16 protein-coding genes are annotated in these 17,102 nt (G+C 56.6%); 7 read left to right on the top strand and 9 right to left on the bottom strand.

Annotated features, from left to right (window positions below; translation table 11 throughout):
• Positions 1-268 precede the first annotated feature (268 nt).
• The 5 genes from F3J26_RS08120 (at position 269) to F3J26_RS08100 (ending at position 4,643) form a co-directional block, all read left to right on the top strand.
• On the top strand, positions 269-1,183 hold the full coding sequence (locus F3J26_RS08120; RefSeq protein ID WP_166993161.1) for a metal ABC transporter solute-binding protein, Zn/Mn family: 915 nt from the start codon (positions 269-271) through the stop codon (positions 1,181-1,183).
• On the top strand, positions 1,180-1,998 hold the full coding sequence (locus tag F3J26_RS08115; RefSeq protein WP_166993158.1) for a manganese/iron ABC transporter ATP-binding protein: 819 nt from the start codon (positions 1,180-1,182) through the stop codon (positions 1,996-1,998). Before F3J26_RS08120 ends, F3J26_RS08115 begins: the two co-directional genes overlap by 4 nt.
• Entirely contained in the window at positions 1,998-2,855 is an 858-nt protein-coding gene (gene sitC / locus F3J26_RS08110; RefSeq protein ID WP_008453328.1) for an iron/manganese ABC transporter permease subunit SitC, read from the top strand. The genes F3J26_RS08115 and sitC overlap by 1 nt, the downstream gene beginning before the upstream one ends.
• A complete protein-coding gene (locus F3J26_RS08105) occupies positions 2,852-3,700 on the top strand; it encodes a metal ABC transporter permease (protein WP_008453332.1) in 849 nt (282 codons plus the stop codon). The genes sitC and F3J26_RS08105 overlap by 4 nt, the downstream gene beginning before the upstream one ends.
• A gap of 79 nt (positions 3,701-3,779) precedes the next feature.
• Positions 3,780-4,643 carry a MurR/RpiR family transcriptional regulator gene (locus F3J26_RS08100; RefSeq protein WP_008453334.1) on the top strand — a complete coding sequence of 288 codons (864 nt, stop codon included), beginning with the start codon at positions 3,780-3,782 and terminating at the stop codon, positions 4,641-4,643.
• On the opposite strand, the gene F3J26_RS08095 is transcribed toward F3J26_RS08100, so the two are convergent.
• A complete protein-coding gene (locus tag F3J26_RS08095) occupies positions 4,640-5,032 on the bottom strand; it encodes a RidA family protein (RefSeq protein WP_166867347.1) in 393 nt (130 codons plus the stop codon). The genes F3J26_RS08100 and F3J26_RS08095 overlap by 4 nt on opposite strands.
• Positions 5,033-5,229: 197 nt before the next feature.
• Positions 5,230-6,666, bottom strand: coding sequence for an N-acyl-D-amino-acid deacylase family protein (locus tag F3J26_RS08090; RefSeq protein WP_166993625.1), 1,437 nt, complete (start codon positions 6,664-6,666; stop codon positions 5,230-5,232).
• Positions 6,667-6,868: 202 nt separating this feature from the next.
• Here F3J26_RS08090 and F3J26_RS08085 point away from each other — a divergent pair, with 202 nt between their 5' ends.
• A complete protein-coding gene (locus F3J26_RS08085; protein ID WP_166993155.1) occupies positions 6,869-8,089 on the top strand; it encodes an amino acid deaminase in 1,221 nt (406 codons plus the stop codon).
• 125 nt (positions 8,090-8,214) lie between these two features.
• On the opposite strand, the gene F3J26_RS08080 is transcribed toward F3J26_RS08085, so the two are convergent.
• From F3J26_RS08080 to F3J26_RS08065, 4 genes are all read right to left on the bottom strand, one after another.
• Positions 8,215-9,543, bottom strand: a complete 1,329-nt coding sequence (locus F3J26_RS08080; RefSeq protein WP_039289450.1) for a PTS sugar transporter subunit IIC — start codon at positions 9,541-9,543, stop codon at positions 8,215-8,217.
• The gene (locus F3J26_RS08075) at positions 9,527-10,933 is read right to left on the bottom strand and encodes a glycoside hydrolase family 1 protein (RefSeq protein WP_166993153.1); all 1,407 of its coding nucleotides are present in this window, start codon (positions 10,931-10,933) and stop codon (positions 9,527-9,529) included. Before F3J26_RS08075 ends, F3J26_RS08080 begins: the two co-directional genes overlap by 17 nt.
• Positions 10,934-10,941: 8 nt before the next feature.
• Positions 10,942-11,256: a PTS sugar transporter subunit IIB gene (locus tag F3J26_RS08070; RefSeq protein WP_008455701.1), complete on the bottom strand. Its 315-nt coding sequence runs from the start codon at positions 11,254-11,256 to the stop codon at positions 10,942-10,944.
• Between the two features lie 420 nt (positions 11,257-11,676).
• Positions 11,677-12,420 carry an SDR family oxidoreductase gene (locus F3J26_RS08065; protein WP_166993150.1) on the bottom strand — a complete coding sequence of 248 codons (744 nt, stop codon included), beginning with the start codon at positions 12,418-12,420 and terminating at the stop codon, positions 11,677-11,679.
• Between the two features lie 122 nt (positions 12,421-12,542).
• Here F3J26_RS08065 and F3J26_RS08060 point away from each other — a divergent pair, with 122 nt between their 5' ends.
• On the top strand, positions 12,543-12,902 hold the full coding sequence (locus F3J26_RS08060; protein ID WP_008455703.1) for a winged helix-turn-helix transcriptional regulator: 360 nt from the start codon (positions 12,543-12,545) through the stop codon (positions 12,900-12,902).
• A gap of 14 nt (positions 12,903-12,916) precedes the next feature.
• On the opposite strand, the gene F3J26_RS08055 is transcribed toward F3J26_RS08060, so the two are convergent.
• The 3 genes from F3J26_RS08055 to F3J26_RS08045 all read right to left on the bottom strand — a co-directional run bounded on the left by F3J26_RS08055 (position 12,917) and on the right by F3J26_RS08045 (position 16,928).
• Positions 12,917-13,792 (bottom strand): diguanylate cyclase regulator RdcB family protein, encoded by an 876-nt coding sequence (locus tag F3J26_RS08055; RefSeq protein WP_286180214.1) that lies wholly within the window; start codon positions 13,790-13,792, stop codon positions 12,917-12,919.
• Positions 13,792-16,155: a clamp-binding protein CrfC gene (crfC, locus tag F3J26_RS08050; RefSeq protein WP_166993147.1), complete on the bottom strand. Its 2,364-nt coding sequence runs from the start codon at positions 16,153-16,155 to the stop codon at positions 13,792-13,794. Before crfC ends, F3J26_RS08055 begins: the two co-directional genes overlap by 1 nt.
• Before the next feature lie 104 nt (positions 16,156-16,259).
• On the bottom strand, positions 16,260-16,928 hold the full coding sequence (locus tag F3J26_RS08045) for a WYL domain-containing protein (protein ID WP_008455708.1): 669 nt from the start codon (positions 16,926-16,928) through the stop codon (positions 16,260-16,262).
• Positions 16,929-17,102 lie beyond the last annotated feature (174 nt).

The following is a 17,102-nucleotide window of genomic DNA, read 5'->3' as shown; positions in this document are numbered from 1 at the left end:
GCCGGGCGCCGGGGGTTGTCAGGGGGCATGGCGTAGTGCCCCCTGACACGTTCACCGTGATCTGAACGTGCAGGGGAAATCGGCCAAGAGGTGAACGGAACCTTAGCCAATCCAACATAGACAGAAGAGTTTTGTCATTAATATCCCCAGAGTTACCCCTCTTTTAAATCACACAAATGATAATAGTTTGCATTTAGTTATAGCAGCAGCTATGTTTTATAGCACTTGCTATAAACGCCGAATCTATAATCACTCGTGAGGGAAGACGATGCCCGGGAAACTGAAGTTAACGCAAAGTATTGTCGCTGCCGCCGCCGCGCTGGCGATGTTGCTGGGTGCCGCTCAGGCGCAGGCAAAATTTAAGGCGATCACCACCTTTACTATCATCGCCGATATGGCGCAGAACGTAGCCGGTGACGCGGCAGACGTGGAGTCTATCACCAAGCCCGGAGCGGAAATTCACGAATACCAGCCTACGCCGGGAGACATTCGCCGGGCGCAGGGCGCGCAGCTGATCCTGACCAACGGGCTGAATCTGGAACTCTGGTTCGCGAAGTTTTATCAACATCTGAAAGGCGTGCCCGAAGTCGTCGTCACCACCGGCATTCAGCCTACGGGCATCACCGAAGGCCCTTATAACGGTAAACCTAACCCTCACGCATGGATGTCCCCGCAAAATGCGCTGATCTATGTCGATAACATCCGGGATGCGTTCGTCAAATACGATCCAGACAACGCGGCGACCTATACCCGCAACGCCGAAGCCTACAAACAGAAAATTCAGCAGACCATCGAGCCGCTGCGCAACGAACTGGCAAAAATTCCGGCGGATAAGCGCTGGCTGGTCACCAGCGAAGGCGCTTTTTCCTACCTCGCCAACGACTTTGGCCTGAAAGAACTCTATCTGTGGCCGATCAATGCCGATCAGCAGGGCACCCCGCAGCAGGTGCGCAAAGTGATCGACAGCATTCGCCAATACCAGATCCCAACGATCTTCAGCGAAAGCACCATCTCCGACAAACCTGCTCGCCAGGCGGCGCGGGAGTCTGGCGCACACTATGGCGGCGTGCTTTATGTCGATTCTTTAAGTGCCGCAGACGGCCCGGTACCCACCTATCTTGATCTGCTGCGCGTCACCACCAGCACCATCGTGAACGGCATCAATGCAGGGCTGAAAAAATGAGTCGTCGTCCCGGCATAGTCGTTCAGGACGCCAGCGTCACCTATCGCAATGGCCACACCGCGCTGCGGGCTGCCAGCTTTGAAATCCCGACCGGCACCATTGCGGCGCTGGTCGGCGTCAACGGTTCCGGGAAATCCACGCTGTTTAAAGCGATCATGGGCTTTGTGCGCCTGGCCAGCGGTAGCATCTCGATTCTGGATATGCCCACGAAAAAAGCACTGCGCCACAACCTGGTGGCCTATGTGCCGCAGTCCGAGGACGTGGACTGGACGTTCCCGGTGCTGGTGGAAGACGTAGTGATGATGGGCCGATTTGGCCACATGGGAATGCTGCGCATTCCCGGCAAGGCCGACAAACAGGCGGTAGACAACGCCCTCGCCCGCGTCGGCATGAGTGAGTTCCGCAAGCGACAAATTGGCGAACTGTCCGGCGGCCAGAAAAAGCGCGTGTTCCTCGCCCGGGCAATTGCCCAGGACGGCCAGGTGATTCTGCTGGACGAACCGTTCACCGGCGTGGACGTGAAAACGGAAGAGCAGATCATCGCCCTGCTGCGCGAGCTGCGGGACGAAGGCCGCACGATGCTGGTTTCAACCCACAACCTTGGCGCCGTGACCGACTATTGCGACTACACCGTGCTGGTGAAAGGCACCGTGCTGGCCTGCGGCCCGACCAATGTCACTTTTACGCAAGAAAACCTGGAACTGGCGTTCAGCGGCGTACTGCGCCACGTCACCTTAACCGGGAAAGAAACCAGCGTCCTCACCGACGACGAGAGGCCGTTTATCCACGGCGCGCCGTTAAAAGGGGAGCCGTAATGTCCGTCCTGCTCGAACCGTTTAGCTATGGCTACATGTTTAACGCCATCTGGGTATCAGCGCTGGTCGGCGGCGTGTGCGCCTTTCTTTCCTGCTACCTGATGCTGAAAGGCTGGTCGCTGATCGGCGACGCCCTTTCCCACTCCATCGTGCCTGGCGTAGCCGGAGCCTATATGCTCGGCCTGCCGTTTTCCATCGGCGCGTTTTTCTCCGGTGGCCTCGCCGCAGGCACCATGCTGTTTTTAAACCAGCGCACACGCCTGCGCGAAGACACCATTATTGGCCTTATTTTTTCGTCATTCTTTGGCCTCGGGCTGTTTATGGTGTCGCTCAATCCGACGTCGGTAAACATCCAGACCATCGTGCTCGGCAATATTCTCGCCATCGCCCCGTCGGATATCGTGCAGTTGGCGATCATCGGCTTTGTCTCACTGGCGATTCTGCTGCTGAAGTGGAAAGACCTGATGGTGACCTTCTTCGACGAAAACCACGCGCGGTCCATTGGCCTTAACCCTTTGTGGCTAAAAGGATTATTCTTCACCCTGTTGTCGGCCACCACCGTGGCGGCGCTGCAAACCGTTGGCGCGTTTCTGGTGATTTGCATGGTGGTCACGCCGGGCGCAACGGCTTATCTATTGACCGACCGTTTCCCGAAACTGCTGATCATTTCCGTCACGTTAGGCACCTTTACCAGCGCCTTCGGCACCTGGATAAGCTACTTCCTCGATGGCGCCACCGGCGGCATTATCGTGGTGCTGCAAACGCTTATTTTCCTGCTGACCTTCGTGTTTGCCCCCAAACACGGCCTGCTGGCTAACCGTCGGCGCGCGCGCCTGAGCCTGGAGCAAACGCCATGAGCCTGTTAGACACGCTGCTTTCGCCCTTCCAGTTTGGCTTTATGATCAACGCTCTGACCATGACCACGCTGGTCGCCATTCCGTGTGCGCTGCTCTCCTGCTTCCTGGTGCTAAAAGGCTGGGCGCTGATGGGCGATGCCATGAGCCATGCGGTCTTCCCCGGCGTGGTGATCGCCTGGATGGTCGGCCTGCCGCTGGGCCTCGGCGCGTTCGTGGCCGGGCTGTTTTGCGCCTTCGCCACCGGCTACCTGCAGGACAACAGCCGCATCAAGCGCGACACGGTGATGGGCATCGTCTTCTCCGGCATGTTTGGCGCCGGGCTGGTGCTCTACGTCTACCTGAAGCCAGATATCCATCTAGACCATATTCTGTTCGGCGACATGCTGGGCGTCAGCGGCAGCGATATTCTGCAAACGGGCGCTATCGTGCTGCTAACGGTAATTGTTGTGGGGCTAAAATGGCGGGACTTGCTGCTGCATGCGTTCGACCCGATTCAGGCCCAGGTCTCCGGCCTGAACGTGAAGCTGTTGAACTATGGCCTGCTCTGCCTGGTTTCGCTGACCATCGTCGCGGCGCTGAAGGCGGTGGGGATTATCCTCGCGATTTCCCTGCTTATCGCGCCAGGCGCTATCGCTTCGCTGCTGACCCGTACCTTTAAAGGCATGATGCTGGTCGCGCTTGGGCAGGCTATCGTCACGTCGTTTCTTGGCGTCTACCTTTCCTTCTTTATCGACAGCGCCCCCGCGCCGACCATCGTTGTGCTTTCTGCCCTGGTCTTCATCGCCGCGTTTATTCGGGCCACGATCAAGCAACGACGTATGGAAGCGATTAGTGAGCCATTCTGAATCCGAGTGAAGCGACCCTGGCAACGGTTTTATGGTACAAAGTACCTTCTCTTTTTTGCACAAGTACCAGGGTCGCGCCATGAGCTACACCATCGATATTATCTCCTGCATCACCGACCGTTTCGTTGAGCTGACCGCCACCGAAAAGCGCATTGCGCAGTTTATTCTGGACGACGTGCAAACCGCCGCGGCGCTCCCCATTTCGGAAATGGCGCGCCAGACGCAAACCAGCCAGGCGTCGATAACCCGCTTTGCCCGCGCCATCGGCTGCAAGGACGTGCGCGAACTGAAGGTCAAACTCGCCCAGTCGCTGGCGGTGGGGCAGCGCTTTATTCTCGACGTGCCGGACCTCGAAGGCGTGCAGGGGATCTACGAAACCATCATCAACGTGCTGGATATCAACCGCCGCGCGCTAAACCCGGAGTCACTCAACAAGGCCGTGACCTGGCTGAGCAACGCGCGGCAAATCCTGGCGCTGGGCATGGGCGGCGGATCAACCATTTGCGCGCAGGAGTTACAGTTTCGTCTCTTTCGCCTGGGCCTGCCGGTGGTGAGCCAAAGCGATGGCCTGCTGGCGAGAATGATGGCGGCGTCGGTGGCCTCCAACGATGTGGTGGTGGCGCTATCACTGGGAGGCTACACGCCGGAAGTGGTGGAGAGCGCGGCGATTGCCCGCCAGTACGGCGCAAAGATCATCGCCATTACCCCGCAGGGAACACCTCTGGCTGAACAGGCCGATATCGTATTACCGCTGATTATTCGCGAGAACGACTACATTTTTAAGCCGAGCACTTCGCGTTACGCCATGCTGGCGATGATTGATGTGTTGGCCACCGAACTGGCGATGGCCAACAAAAGCCAGGCGAAGGACCGGCTGCGCCGCATCAAGCTGGCGCTGGACAGCCATCGCGGCGGGGCAGACAGGCAGCCGCTAGGCGATTAACCCCGGTCGGCGCGGTAGCAGGTCACATCCACTTCAACTTTACAGTCCACCACCAGGTCCGCCACGCAGCACACACGGGCCGGTGGGTGGTCACCGAAGAACTCCCGGAACACTTTATTGAAGGACTGGAAGTAGCGGGCGTCAGTCAGGTAGACCTTCACGTGGACCACGTCAGCGAGGGTGTAGCCCGCTTCGGTCATGATATCCACGCAGTTTTGAATCGCCAGCCGCGACTGGTCGACAATCCCGCCTTCAACCACTTCGCCGTCTTTCATCGGCGTCTGGCCGGACACATACAGCCACCCGGCCGCTTCTACGGCTTTGGCAAAAGGTAGCGGCTGCCCGCCGGTGCCGGTACTGCCGCCCACGCCATAACGTTTAATGCTCATCATTGCTCCTTGTTGATCGGTTTACCCTCACCCTAACCCTCTCCCTGGAAGGGAGAGGGGACAAACGTCCAGCTCGGGAACGGCTTCACCTTTCCCCATTGGGCAGAGGGCCGGAGTGAGGAAAAAGAAAAGATCTAATCCCAAATTCACGCTTGTTTTCCCCCTCTCCCCTCTGGGGAGAGGGGCTAAATTCATACTCACTTCTGCCGACGCAAGAACCGCCCAGCGCGACCTGTCATCTTCTGCTCGAACCCATAGCTCATCACGCCGTTCACCATCACCGCTTCTATACCCGCCGCAGGCTGCTTCGGGTTATTGAAGCTCGCGACGTCGCGCACGGTCAGCGGGTCGAACAACACCAGGTCAGCATAATAACCGCGCTTCACCAGGCCCCGTTCGGGCAACTGGAACCGCGCCGCCGACATTCCCGTCATCTTATGCACCGCCTGCGTCAGCGGGAAAAGATTCTCGTCGCGGCTGTAGTGCCCCAGCACGCGGGGGAATGCGCCCCACAGGCGGGGATGCGGCATCGGATCGTTCGGCAGCCCGTCTGACCCGACCATTGTCGCCGGGTAGCGCAGCACACGCCGCACGTCCTGCTCGTCCATGTTGTAGTAAATCGCCCCTGCGGGCATCAGTAATTTTCCCGCTTCGTGAAGTGACATCGACCAGTCATCAGCAATTTGCTTCAGCGACCGCCCGGCGACCTCCGGGTGCGGTTCAGACCAGGTAATCACGATCTCGAACTCGTCGGTGATCTGTTTCATGTCCAGCGTTGAAGAGCTGGCGGAATACGGATAGCAGTCGCAAGAGACATCCTGCTGCTCGCGTACTTTGTCGAACAACTTCAGCGTTTCAACCGTGCGGCCCCAGTTTTTCGCCCCGGCGCATTTGTGGTGCGACACCACAACCGGCACTTTCCCGTGGCGGCCAATGCGGAAAGCCTCATCCAGCGCCTCAAGAATCGGCTCAAACTCGGAGCGCAAATGGGTGGTGTAAATCCCCTTCTCCGCCGCTAATTCCTCCACCAGCGCCATCACCTCTTCGGTGGTGGACTGGAACGCGCTGGCATAGGCCAGGCCGGTGCTCAGCCCAAGCGCCCCCTGCTGCAGCGCCTGTTTTAGCTGGCCGCGCATGGCGAGAATCTCCGCTTCCGTCGCCGGGCGGAACAAATCATCCATCTGGTTGTTACGCAGCGCGGTATGGCCTATCAGCGTACCCACGTTAATCGCCGGGCGAGCCTGCTCCACGGCATGGGCGTACGCTTCGACGGTGGGATAAACAAACTGGTGCGCCTCACCCAGCAAATTCATCGGGTCGGGCACCAGCGCATTGATGGTCGCCCCCGCCGCACTGATGCCGCAGTTACCGACGATTACCGTAGTAATGCCCTGGCTAATTTTCGGCAGATACTCAGGAAAACGGATCACGTTAATGTCGTCATGGGTGTGAACATCAATAAACCCCGGCGCTAATACCCGCCCGCTGCCGTCGATCTCATGCACGGCCTCGCCGGAAATCCCCGGCGCAATATCGGCTATTCGGTCACCCTGCACCGCCACATCGGCCAGGTATTCCGCACCGCCGGAGCCGTCAATCACGGTGACATTCCTGAAGAGATAATCGAACTTCATCTGCGCCTCACGCCAGTCATAATCTGCGTGCAAGTTAACCATTTACAAGCCATAAAAACAGTGAAAAACTAAACAAAATCCTTGCAAATCAATGATACTTTTATTCATAAAATTCAATATCATTGGATAATTAATATAAATAACATCAAGTTAAAATTGATACTTAATCTGAAAGAAAGAATAACCTCGGAGGAAATACGTTATGAAATACCAGGAAATTAACCTCGTACCCCATAAGTCCGCCCTCATGCATTCCCCTGCCAATGTCCTCAACGAAGACGTCTGTTTGCCCGCCGCGCTAATCAAAAAATCTGCTTTGAAGAACAACATCCGGTGGATGCAGGCCTACGCCGATGCGCGCGGCGTTTCGCTGGCGCCACACGGGAAAACCACCATGACGCCGTGGATCTTCCAGCAGCAGCAAAAAGCGGGCGCGTGGGCCATCGGCGTAGGCAGCGCATGGCAGGCGAGCATCGCGATGTCCGCGGGCATCGAGCGAGTGCTGATGGTTAACCAACTGGTGGGCAAAGCGAACATCACGCTGGTGTCGCAGCTAAAGCATAAACATACCGCCGTCGACTATATTTGCTGCGTGGACAGCGAAGCAAACGCCCGTACCCTGTCAGACTTTTTTAGCCAACAGGGGCAAACCCTCGACGTGCTGATTGAGCTTGGTGTGCCGGGTGGACGCTGCGGCTGTCGTAGCCCGGAACAAGCGCTGGCGCTGGCAAAGCGGGTGGCAGAATTACCCGGCCTGAATTTACGCGGCCTGGAGCTGTACGAAGGCGTGCTGCACGGCGACAATCCGCAGCCAAAAATAGAAGCGCTGCTGCAAGAGGCGGCCGCGTTAGCCTGCCAGATGGAACGCTATGTTGACGGCGAGTTCCTGCTCACCGGCGCGGGTTCAGTCTGGTACGACGTAGTGTGCAATATCTGGCTCGCCGCAGCAAAACCGGCCAACTGCCGCATTGCGATCCGACCGGGCTGTTACATTACCCACGATGGCGGAATTTATCAGGAAGCCCAGGATCAGCTGATGGCGAGAGATCGGATCGCCTGCGATCTCGGTGGCGATCTGGTTTCCGCGCTGGAGCTGATGGCAATGGTGCAGTCGGTCCCGGAAAGCGATCGGGCGATTGTGAATTTTGGCAAGCGCGACAGCGCGTTTGATGCCGGCCTGCCGCAGCCGATAGCCCACTATCGCCGGGGCAAGGCGCTGGCTTCGCCGTCGGAAACCATCGAAGCCACCGGGATTATGGATCAGCATGCCATGTTAAAACTCAAGCCGGGTGCGGACGTGCAGGTTGGGGATATTCTGGTGTTCAGCACTTCTCACCCGTGCCTGACGTTTGATAAGTGGAAGGCGCTGCTGCTGGTGGATGACGAATATAACGTGCTGGATGAGTTAGAGACGGCGTTCTAGATCTTACCCTCAACCTAACCCTCTCCCTGGAAGGGAGAGGGGATAAAAACCTCTCACTCACCTAAATTTTCCCTCTCCCCTATGAGGAGAGAGCCGGGGTGAGGGGCTGAAGGGCCACAGAAAATTTACTTAGCCTCGGCCAGCGCCTTAGCCCTCTCCTCTTCTTCCTTCTGCTGAAGCTCGGTTTCCAGCATCTTCTTCTCATACACCTTAAAGAACGGGTAATAGATCGCGAGCGAAATAAAGAAACAGATAAACACCAGCCCACAGGCAATCAGGTTCCAGTTGGTGGTGATCAGCGCCCCTAGCGGCGCCGGAACGGTAAAGGGTGGCTTCACCATCATCCGTGGGATCAGCCCGCTAATGGTGAACAGATACACCACCACGGTATTCACCATCGGCGCCAGAATAAACGGGATCGCGAGGATCGGATTCATTACGATCGGCGCGCCGAAAATCATCGGCTCATTGATGTTAAACAGCCCCGGGATAAACGACAGTTTACCCAACTGCTTCAGGTAGATAACCCGCGAGCGGATAAACAGCACCACCAGCGCAAGCGTTGAGCCGGTGCCACCCATCTGCGCATACCACTGGAAGAACTGCTCGGTGAAAATGTTCGGCAGCTCATAGGCGCTCACGCCGGACTGGAACAGCTCCATATTCTGCACAATGGCCTGATCCCACAGCGGGCGGATCAGCGGCCCCATCACCGCATGGCCGTGGATCCCCAGCACCCAGAACACGTCGATAAAGAACTGGGTCACAATCCCGCCAAACAGGTTGGTGCCGGTCATGAAGCCCTTCAGCGGCATAATGATGTAGCTGATGATGGCGTTGATATCGATGTTCAGAAAATGACGAGGGATCCAGAACACCAGCACCACGGCAAGCGTCGGGAACAGCGCCGAAAACGAGCTGGCGACCACCGGCGGCACGCCCGCGGGCATTTTAATTTCAATATTGCGAACTTTGATAAAGCGGTAAATCTCAATGGCAATCAGCGAAGAGATAATCGCGCCAAACAGCCCCTGAGAACTCAGCGAAGTGATGGGGATGTAGCGCCCCGCCACCGCCTCGCCCGCCACGGTTACGCCCTGCTTAATGTTCACCGGCACAATCATCAGCAGCGTCGCCAGCATCGCCAGCAGGCCGCTGGTAATGTCATTCAGCTTGTAGCTTTTGCCAAGGAACGAACCGATGGTAAACGCGGCATACAGCGACATCAGCCCGACGGTAAAGCGGAACGGCACATCCAGCATATCGCGCCACGGCGCAATAAAATCCATGTAGCCCTTAATCGGGATGTTCAGCAAAATCACGAAGAAAGAGCCGACGATGGTCAATGGCAGAATCGAAATAAGCCCGTTGCGAATCGCCTGCATATGCCGCTGGTTGCCAATAGCGTTCGCCACCGGCATCAGCTTTTCAGCTAACTTATCGAAGCCCGACATGATCTGCCCCCTCAAACCCGTTGTGCTCAATCACGGCCCGGAACCAGCGCCCGGACTTTTTCAGCGAACGCTGTTGGGTGGCTAAATCCAGCCGGTAGAAGCCGTAGCGGTTTTTATAGGCGTTCTGCCACGACCAGCAATCGATGAAGGTCCACATCTGGTAGCCCAGGCACTGGCTGCCCTCCGCCATCGCTTTGTGCAGCCACGTCAAATGTTCCTGAAGAAACTCAATGCGGTAATCGTCCTGCACTTCGCCGTCCACCATGAACTGTTCTTCGTCCATGATGCCGATGCCGTTCTCGGAGACAAACCACGGCAGGTTGCCGTAACGCTCTTTCACCAGCATAGCGATGTCGTACAGCGCAGGCGGGTAAATCTCGATCCCGCGCGAGGTATTCATCCGCCGCCCCGGCATCACGTACTCTTCAAAAAAGCGCTCCGGCACAAAACCGTGGGGTTCTTCAAGCAGCGTCTCACGCGCTTTAACCCGGCGCGGGCGATAATAGTTGATGCCCAGCAAATCGATGCGGGTCGCGGCAATCAGCTCGCAATCCCCTGGCGCCGTCTTCGGCAGCACATCGTATTCTTTCAGCAACGCCACCAGCTCGGCAGGGTAGCGCCCAAGCAGCATCGGCTCGTTAATGCTGCGCGTATAGAACAGGTCAGCCATCTCCGCCGCCCGCAGATCTTCCGGGCTGTCGCTGCGTGGGTACACGGGAATGACATCCATGATGATGCCAATCTGCCCTTCAAGATCCAGCTCGCGCCAGGCGGCGACCGCTTTGCAGTGGGCGATAACAATGTGGTGCAGCACCTGAGCCGCACGGCGGAAATCCGTCACGTAAGGATAATGGCGAGGATGCAGATAGCCCGCTTCGGCGGGAATAAGCGGCTCGTTGAAGGTAAACCAGTAGCGCACCCGGTCTCCGAACAGGCGGTAGCAAATCCCCGCGTAGCGAGCGAAAGCGTCCACCACTTCCCGGTTCTCAAACCCGCCCTTGGCCTGCAGCGCCAGCGGTATATCAAAATGGTAGAGATTGATAAAAGGCTCAATGCCCTGGCGAATCAGCTCATCAATCACATCGTTGTAAAACTGCACGGCAAAAGGATTAACTTCCCCGTCGCCGTCGGGGATCAGGCGAGACCAGGAAATCGACGTACGGAAAGCATTCAGGCCAATGTTTTTCGCCAGCTGAATATCTTCCCGCCAGCGCTGATAAAACGTGGAAGTCTCGTCGGAGGTGACGCCGTCATAAAAACGGGCGTTAAACTCATGCGAGGCGAAATCCCAGATATTATCCCCCTTACCATCGCCCTCGACTCGCCCCTCTGACTGCGTGGCGCTGGTCGCCGTACCCCACCAAAATTTTTCAGGAAAGCGGTATTTCATACGGCCCCCTAGTCAGCAGTTTTCAGCAGCGACAGTGCGTGATCCAGCACCTTGTCACCCTGCATCGAGCCGTAATGCATCATGTCGATGGCCGCTACCGGAACGCCGTGGGGCGCCGCCGCCGCGCTCAGGTTTTGCAGTTGGAATTTCACCTGCGGCCCGAGGAGGATGACATCAGCCTCCTCGATAATTTGGTCAAAATCGGACACCGGCACGGCGGTGATTTCCACCGCCACATCACGGCTTTGCGCGGACTGCTTCATTCTTTCCACTAACATGCTGGTGGACATCCCCGCAGCACAGCATAAGAAGATTTTTTTCATCACTTTTCCCTCAGAGAATCAATGCAGTGTCCGCGGTATGCGGCCAAATATATTCTGGGTAGCGGTGAAAAAAGCCACAAGTGAGGGTGGGCACAGATTTGCTTTTAGCGGCTGGTACTTTTGGCGAATGAACGCCAGAACTTACATTAAAAGTAATAATAAACAGACGGATAAGAATGTTACTTTTCTGGTGGCGTTCGTCTTTTAGCGCGGTTTTATTCACGAGAATGGTGGGGCGGTCACAGGCAGACGTTCATCTTAGTATTGCACCATGCCCTCACCCCGGCCCTCTCCCAAAGGGAGAGGGGGAAAACAAGTGCCAGATAACAAGGTATATTCCCTCACTCCATCATCAAATGGGAACAGCAGCTTCGGCCTGTTTTATTTATCCCCTCTCCCTTCCAGGGAGAGGGTAAAGAGCTACAAACTCCCCACGCCACCGTCGACCAACAGATCGGTGCCGACCACGAAGGCTGATTCGTCAGACGCCAGGAACACAGCGGCTTTTGCCAGCTCCAGCGCGGTGCCGAGACGCCCAATCGGCACAAGATCGCGGATAGCTTCCCGCAGCGTGTCGGCGGCTACGCCATTGCCCAGTTTGCCCAGCGCCGGGGTTTCCGTCGGGCCAGGGCTCAGGCCGTTCACCCGAATGCCACGCGGATGCAGCTCACCGGAAAGCGTACGAGCCAGAGAAAGGATCCCTGCTTTGCTCGCCGCATAGGCGTTAGTCTGCGGCAGGCCGATACGAGCGCTGACCGAACCGCACAGAATCACCGAAGACGGGTTAGCCAGCAGCGGCAACAGCGCCTGGATCAGGAAGAACGGGCCTTTGAGATTGATGTTCATCAGTCGGTCATACGCCCGTTCGTCCCAGTCTTCCAGCGAATGGTGCGTCACATCCCCCGCATTAATGTAGAGCACATCCAGCCGCGGCCAGAGCTGCTTCAACTCTGCCGCCACCGTAGGCTGCCCGGCGATATCGCCCGCATCGCTTTTCATCAGGTGCACATTGCCCAAAACCTCTTTGGCTGCCTGTAGCCCCTCTTCGCTCCGCCCGGTGATCGCCACCGTTGCGCCCTCGGCAATAAACTGCCGCGCCGTTTCAAGTCCAATTCCGCTGGTACCGCCGGTAATTAAGGCGTATTTGCCATTAAGTCTGCCCATCGTCGTGTCCTTATAAAGGGTTGGTGAGGGCATTATTTCCGCTATAGTATCCTTTAGATAGTAGGCACCAAATGGATACTAAGGAACCACAAGGGGCGCATTAGCGTGTGCCGGGAGCCAGCATGACAAAAAATTTTTCAGCCCTGCCACCGGCGGGCAGCGACTGCCCGATGGTGAATTTTGTGAACCTCATTTCAGGTAAATGGGCCATTCCGATTCTGTACCGCCTGATCCTGCTCAACGATCCGGTGCGGTTTAGCGACCTGCAGCGGGCGGTCAGCCCCATTACGCAGAAAGAGCTCACCCGCCAGCTTCGTCAATTTGAAGCTCGCGGCCTGGTGGTGAGGCAAGTTTTTGCGGAAGTCCCGCCGCGAGTGGAATATCAGATCACCGCGCTCGGTAAATCTCTGCGCCCAACGCTGGATTCACTCGCCGAATGGATGAGGGAGAATGCCGGTGAGATGGAACTGTCTCTTCCCTGAGAACGCTAAATCAGTTAGCCAAAAACTTCATCGACCAGCGCGCTGCCGAGGCGCATGGCCGAACAAATACGCGGCATCCCCAGCGCCACGCCCTGCCAGCTCTGGGTCACCGAGTAACAGATCGGCTGGCGTTCAATGTCGCAGCCAGCGCCGAGCCAGGTTAAAGCATCTTTATGCTCCAGCAACCCCGGAGACGTTGGCGTCGCCAGCCAGTCATGGAAATAGTGGCGGGTGCGGGGGGAAGCGTTCACTTCTTCCGCCAGACGGCTGATGGCGAGGCTGCGCACATGCTCAATCAACGCCTCCGCCTGCTCGGGCGTCCCCAGACGAACAGCATCACCAAAGGTGCCCCAGCGCAGCTCTTCCAGCGCGACGTAGCAGCGCGCCGCCGGAGAAAATGAAAAGTAGTGCCCGCTGCGCCAGCGGGAAAAAATCTGCTCGCTGTGGACCATGCCCTGACGAACAAGATCGCTGTGCTGAAACTCTTCTTCCAGCCGGGTAAGCCGCTGAGAAAAGTGCTCGCGCAGGGCCTGAAGCCGCTCGCGAGCCGCTGCCGAATGGTGTGCCGTGCGGGCGGATACCGGCTCCAGCTGAGCAATTCTCTCGCTTATCTGGCTGTTGGCTAAGTAGCTTTTTGCCAGATCTGCCGACAGCTGGCCAAGGCTTATCAGCGACGCGTCAAGCTCGTCCTGCGGCGGTGTTCCAGCCATCCCGGCCTGTCGCCTGGCCACGACGACGAACAGCGCCAGAAGCTGCTCATAAAACGCCTGGCTTTGTGGGCTGCTCCACGGCTGGCGGGCAACATCAATCCCCATGGCAAAATCGACGACAAATTTTTCGCTAAGACAGCTGAGGGTTCTTATTGGCCCTTCCATTAATACACTGCTCATCATTGCTCCGCTGAGAAAAGCGTCTGGATATCATCGCGCAACAGGCGGGTATCCTCGTGAATGTAACGTGCCGTTCTGACACTCTGTTCCAGCTTGCTCTGGAGAGAAAACAGCACGCTGTCGTTCTGCTGCTTCGCGGAAAGGCTCTGGCGTAAATTGCTGTGAATAGCGTCCAGTGCGCCGGCAAAATCGGCGAAAAACGTCGCCATCCCGGCCGTGACCGAAATATCCACCTGCGCGGTAATGGCCTGGTTTATCTGGCCCAGGAAAGTCGACACATGGTCATGCAGCTTTTGCTGTAACTTATCCAGATCAATCACGTAGCGGCTATGGGTGGCTGCGTAATCTTCCCAGCCCCAGTCCACGCCGTTCAGCCAGCGCGCCAGCACGCCACGCATCCCGTTTTGCGGCTGCATTTCCGACATCGCCACTTCCTGGTTTTCGATAACGTTGGTGAACGCCGAGTGGGTATTAAAATTAAGCTGGCTGGCCTGGAACGCAGGCAGGCTGATTTGGGCGCGGAACCCGGCTACTTTCAGGCCGTCGCTTACCCGCTGTTCAATCGGTTTCAACGCCGACTGCAGCGTATAGCCCAGGCTCGCCTCAAGGTTGCTGAGCAGCGCCCCAAGCTCCCCGCTTAGCGTCTGCTGGGCGGCAAATAAAATGCTTTCACTGGACGCGCGAACCTTGTGCAGCAGGGTGCGGGCCGTCGCTTCATCTTCGCCCATCAGCTTGTCGCTGCCCGGCGAAAAATCAACGTTTCGCGTTAAGGTATGCGGGTATAACGGATGCAGCTTCTCAGCGCCCAGCCGCCCTTCCCGGAAATAAGTTTTCAGGTCGCTATGAATCTGCGTTTCAAAGCGCTGCACAAAATCGCCTATGCCGGCGAGGGCATCGCTGACCTGCCGCTGAATCACCGCACTCACCGACTGCTGAGTCTGCAGCAGCAGTTGAATATCCTGCTCCAGTTGCCGAATATTCTCCTGCAGGCTGTCGTTAGCCACCTGCAACCCCTGGCAGCGGAAACTCAGGTAACGTTCAGCGCCCTCGGCATAGTCCAGCAGCTTGTGGCACGCCGCGCGCAGCGTGTAGAGAGAAGCGTTGGCGTGCGCGGTATGCAGGATAGTCCCAATGGGTGACTCAAACATCGAGTCTTCCCACAGCAAGTCCGCCGCATGGCGCAGATGCTCAATATCCGCCAAATCCGCGCTGCGCCAGCGCCGGCCTAATGCCGCTTCCGCAAAGTCCTGCACCCAGCGCTGCTCTTCGGGGTCGGGCAAACGGCCATGCGTGGCCAGCTCATAGCGGGCGCGGTTGGCAAGGTAGCCCCACATGCTCGATACCGGGAACACGTTTTCCGGCGCAATGCTGTCCTTCATCAGCGTCCCGGCGATCATCGCCTTCACCTGAGCGGCATCGTCGCCGTTGCGGTCCTTCTGATCGAACTTGTTCACCAGCGCATACAGCGGCACCGATTTGCTGACGCCGAGCACCGCCTCGCGGACTTCTTCGTCGGAGATGGACTTAAGCTGCGTATAGTCCATCACCGCCAGCACGGCAGAAGCCTGCGCCAGCTGCTCTTTAAGCATTTTTTGCAGGTGCGGCTGCCCCGCTTCGTTCGGCCCAGGCGTGTCCAGCAGCGTCAGCTGGCCGTGGCCGTTTTTGAGGCCGGCCAGATGCACAAACTCCACCTCAATCACCGGCACATGCTCAATAGCGGCGTAGGCTTTGAAGGGGAAAGCCACATCCAGCACCCGGCACAGGCGCACCAGATCGTTCAGGCTCTTCAGGCAATGGAAAATAGGCTGTGCGCCGAGATAATGGCGCTCAAAACCTTTTCCGTTGGCGATCCGGGCGATAAGCGCCTCCATATCCCGGTCCACTTCCAGCTTGCGCGCCAGCGCTTCCCGGCTGGTGATCAGCAGTTTCTCCTGCAACTCCCCCATCAGGTTCTCTATCGGCTGCACATAGGGAAAATGCAGCACCGGCTCGCGCTGACCCGGCGTGTGGCGGATCAGCGTCGGCAGCGCCGTCATGGGCCGGTTGCGGTTAGGCAGAACCTCCGTGCCCACGATGGCATTAATGGTGGTCGACTTCCCCGCCTTCATGGTGCCGACAATCGCCAGAACCATTTCATGTTGGGTTATTTTACGCCTTTCGTTTTGCAGCATATCTTTCTGCAGTTCGATTCCGCGTGGGCTAAATTTCAATGGATGTACCGTCGCCACAGGGTTCGTTAAAGCGCTATTTTGTTCATTTTGCAAAGCCAGCGGAGCGACTTTTAAAGCGCTAAGGTTTTGCAACGCTAATTGCAAAAGCCGCTCGGCTTCCTGACTCAATTCAAAAATAGTTTGTGTGTGCATAAAAAATCTTTCCTTAACTCAAATTGCCCGGCTTTATCACCGCCATCGTTTAGTTGTAATCATGGCAATACCGGTTTTTATAATTACGTGAGGGAAATAATTTATTAATTAACATTACACCATGCCGCGATCCTGGCTTTTAAGTCGCTCTGCCAGACCTGCGGAGAAATAATGGTGAGATGCGGTATCCAATACTGCACCAGCGGAAACAATTGTTCTGGCGAAGCAATATGACTCGCCAGAAGTAACTCTCCGTTATCAAGCTCTCTGACGGTTTTTTGAAAAGGTAATAGCTTGCGCTGTTTAAAATGTTCAGCCGCCTGCGCCGAAACCTGTAACAGCACTTCCGTTTTTACCCTTTCCCCACCAGGATCATCCCGATCGTCAAATAATGGATAAAAAATAGCTTTACGCTGTGGGCTATTTTCATATTCATACCCTACAACCAATAAATCTGGAATAGCGCGCAGCGTAATATATTGATTATGGCTCTTTATGTCGTACCACGGATAAAACGCAGCAAGCCCTACGCGTTTAGTAATGCGTAACAGGTCGTTTACGTTAAACTGTCCTTTTAAATGCGAAGAGAGACGCTTTTTCCCCTCGCCGACGTCCTCCAGAATAGCACCAAGCCGGTTCAAATCACGATACGCAGTTCGCATATCTACATCAAAACGCTGGCGGATAATATCAGCGGAAAGGGTTTCCCCCTGATAAAGACTTAAGACGATTTCGGCCAGTCGATCTGCAACTTTTACTTTCGCGCCTTTCATTCTCATCGGTTCCTGCCTCTGTATCGGTACATCCATAGGCCCAACCATACCCCTGTCAAGTGACAGGAGGTGTCAGCGCAATACGCTTTTTTTTATTTTTTCAAACAGGTATAGCGCAGCAGCCCCTGCTGGCAGACTTGCTCGAAGCAAAGTGAAACTAAGTTAAATTAGCCT

Source organism: Enterobacter sp. Ap-867, assembly GCF_011752855.1.
Taxonomy (GTDB): Bacteria; Pseudomonadota; Gammaproteobacteria; order Enterobacterales; family Enterobacteriaceae; genus Cedecea.
Note: the sequence above shows the minus strand (reverse complement) of the source record. Positions and strands in the feature narration are given on the sequence as shown.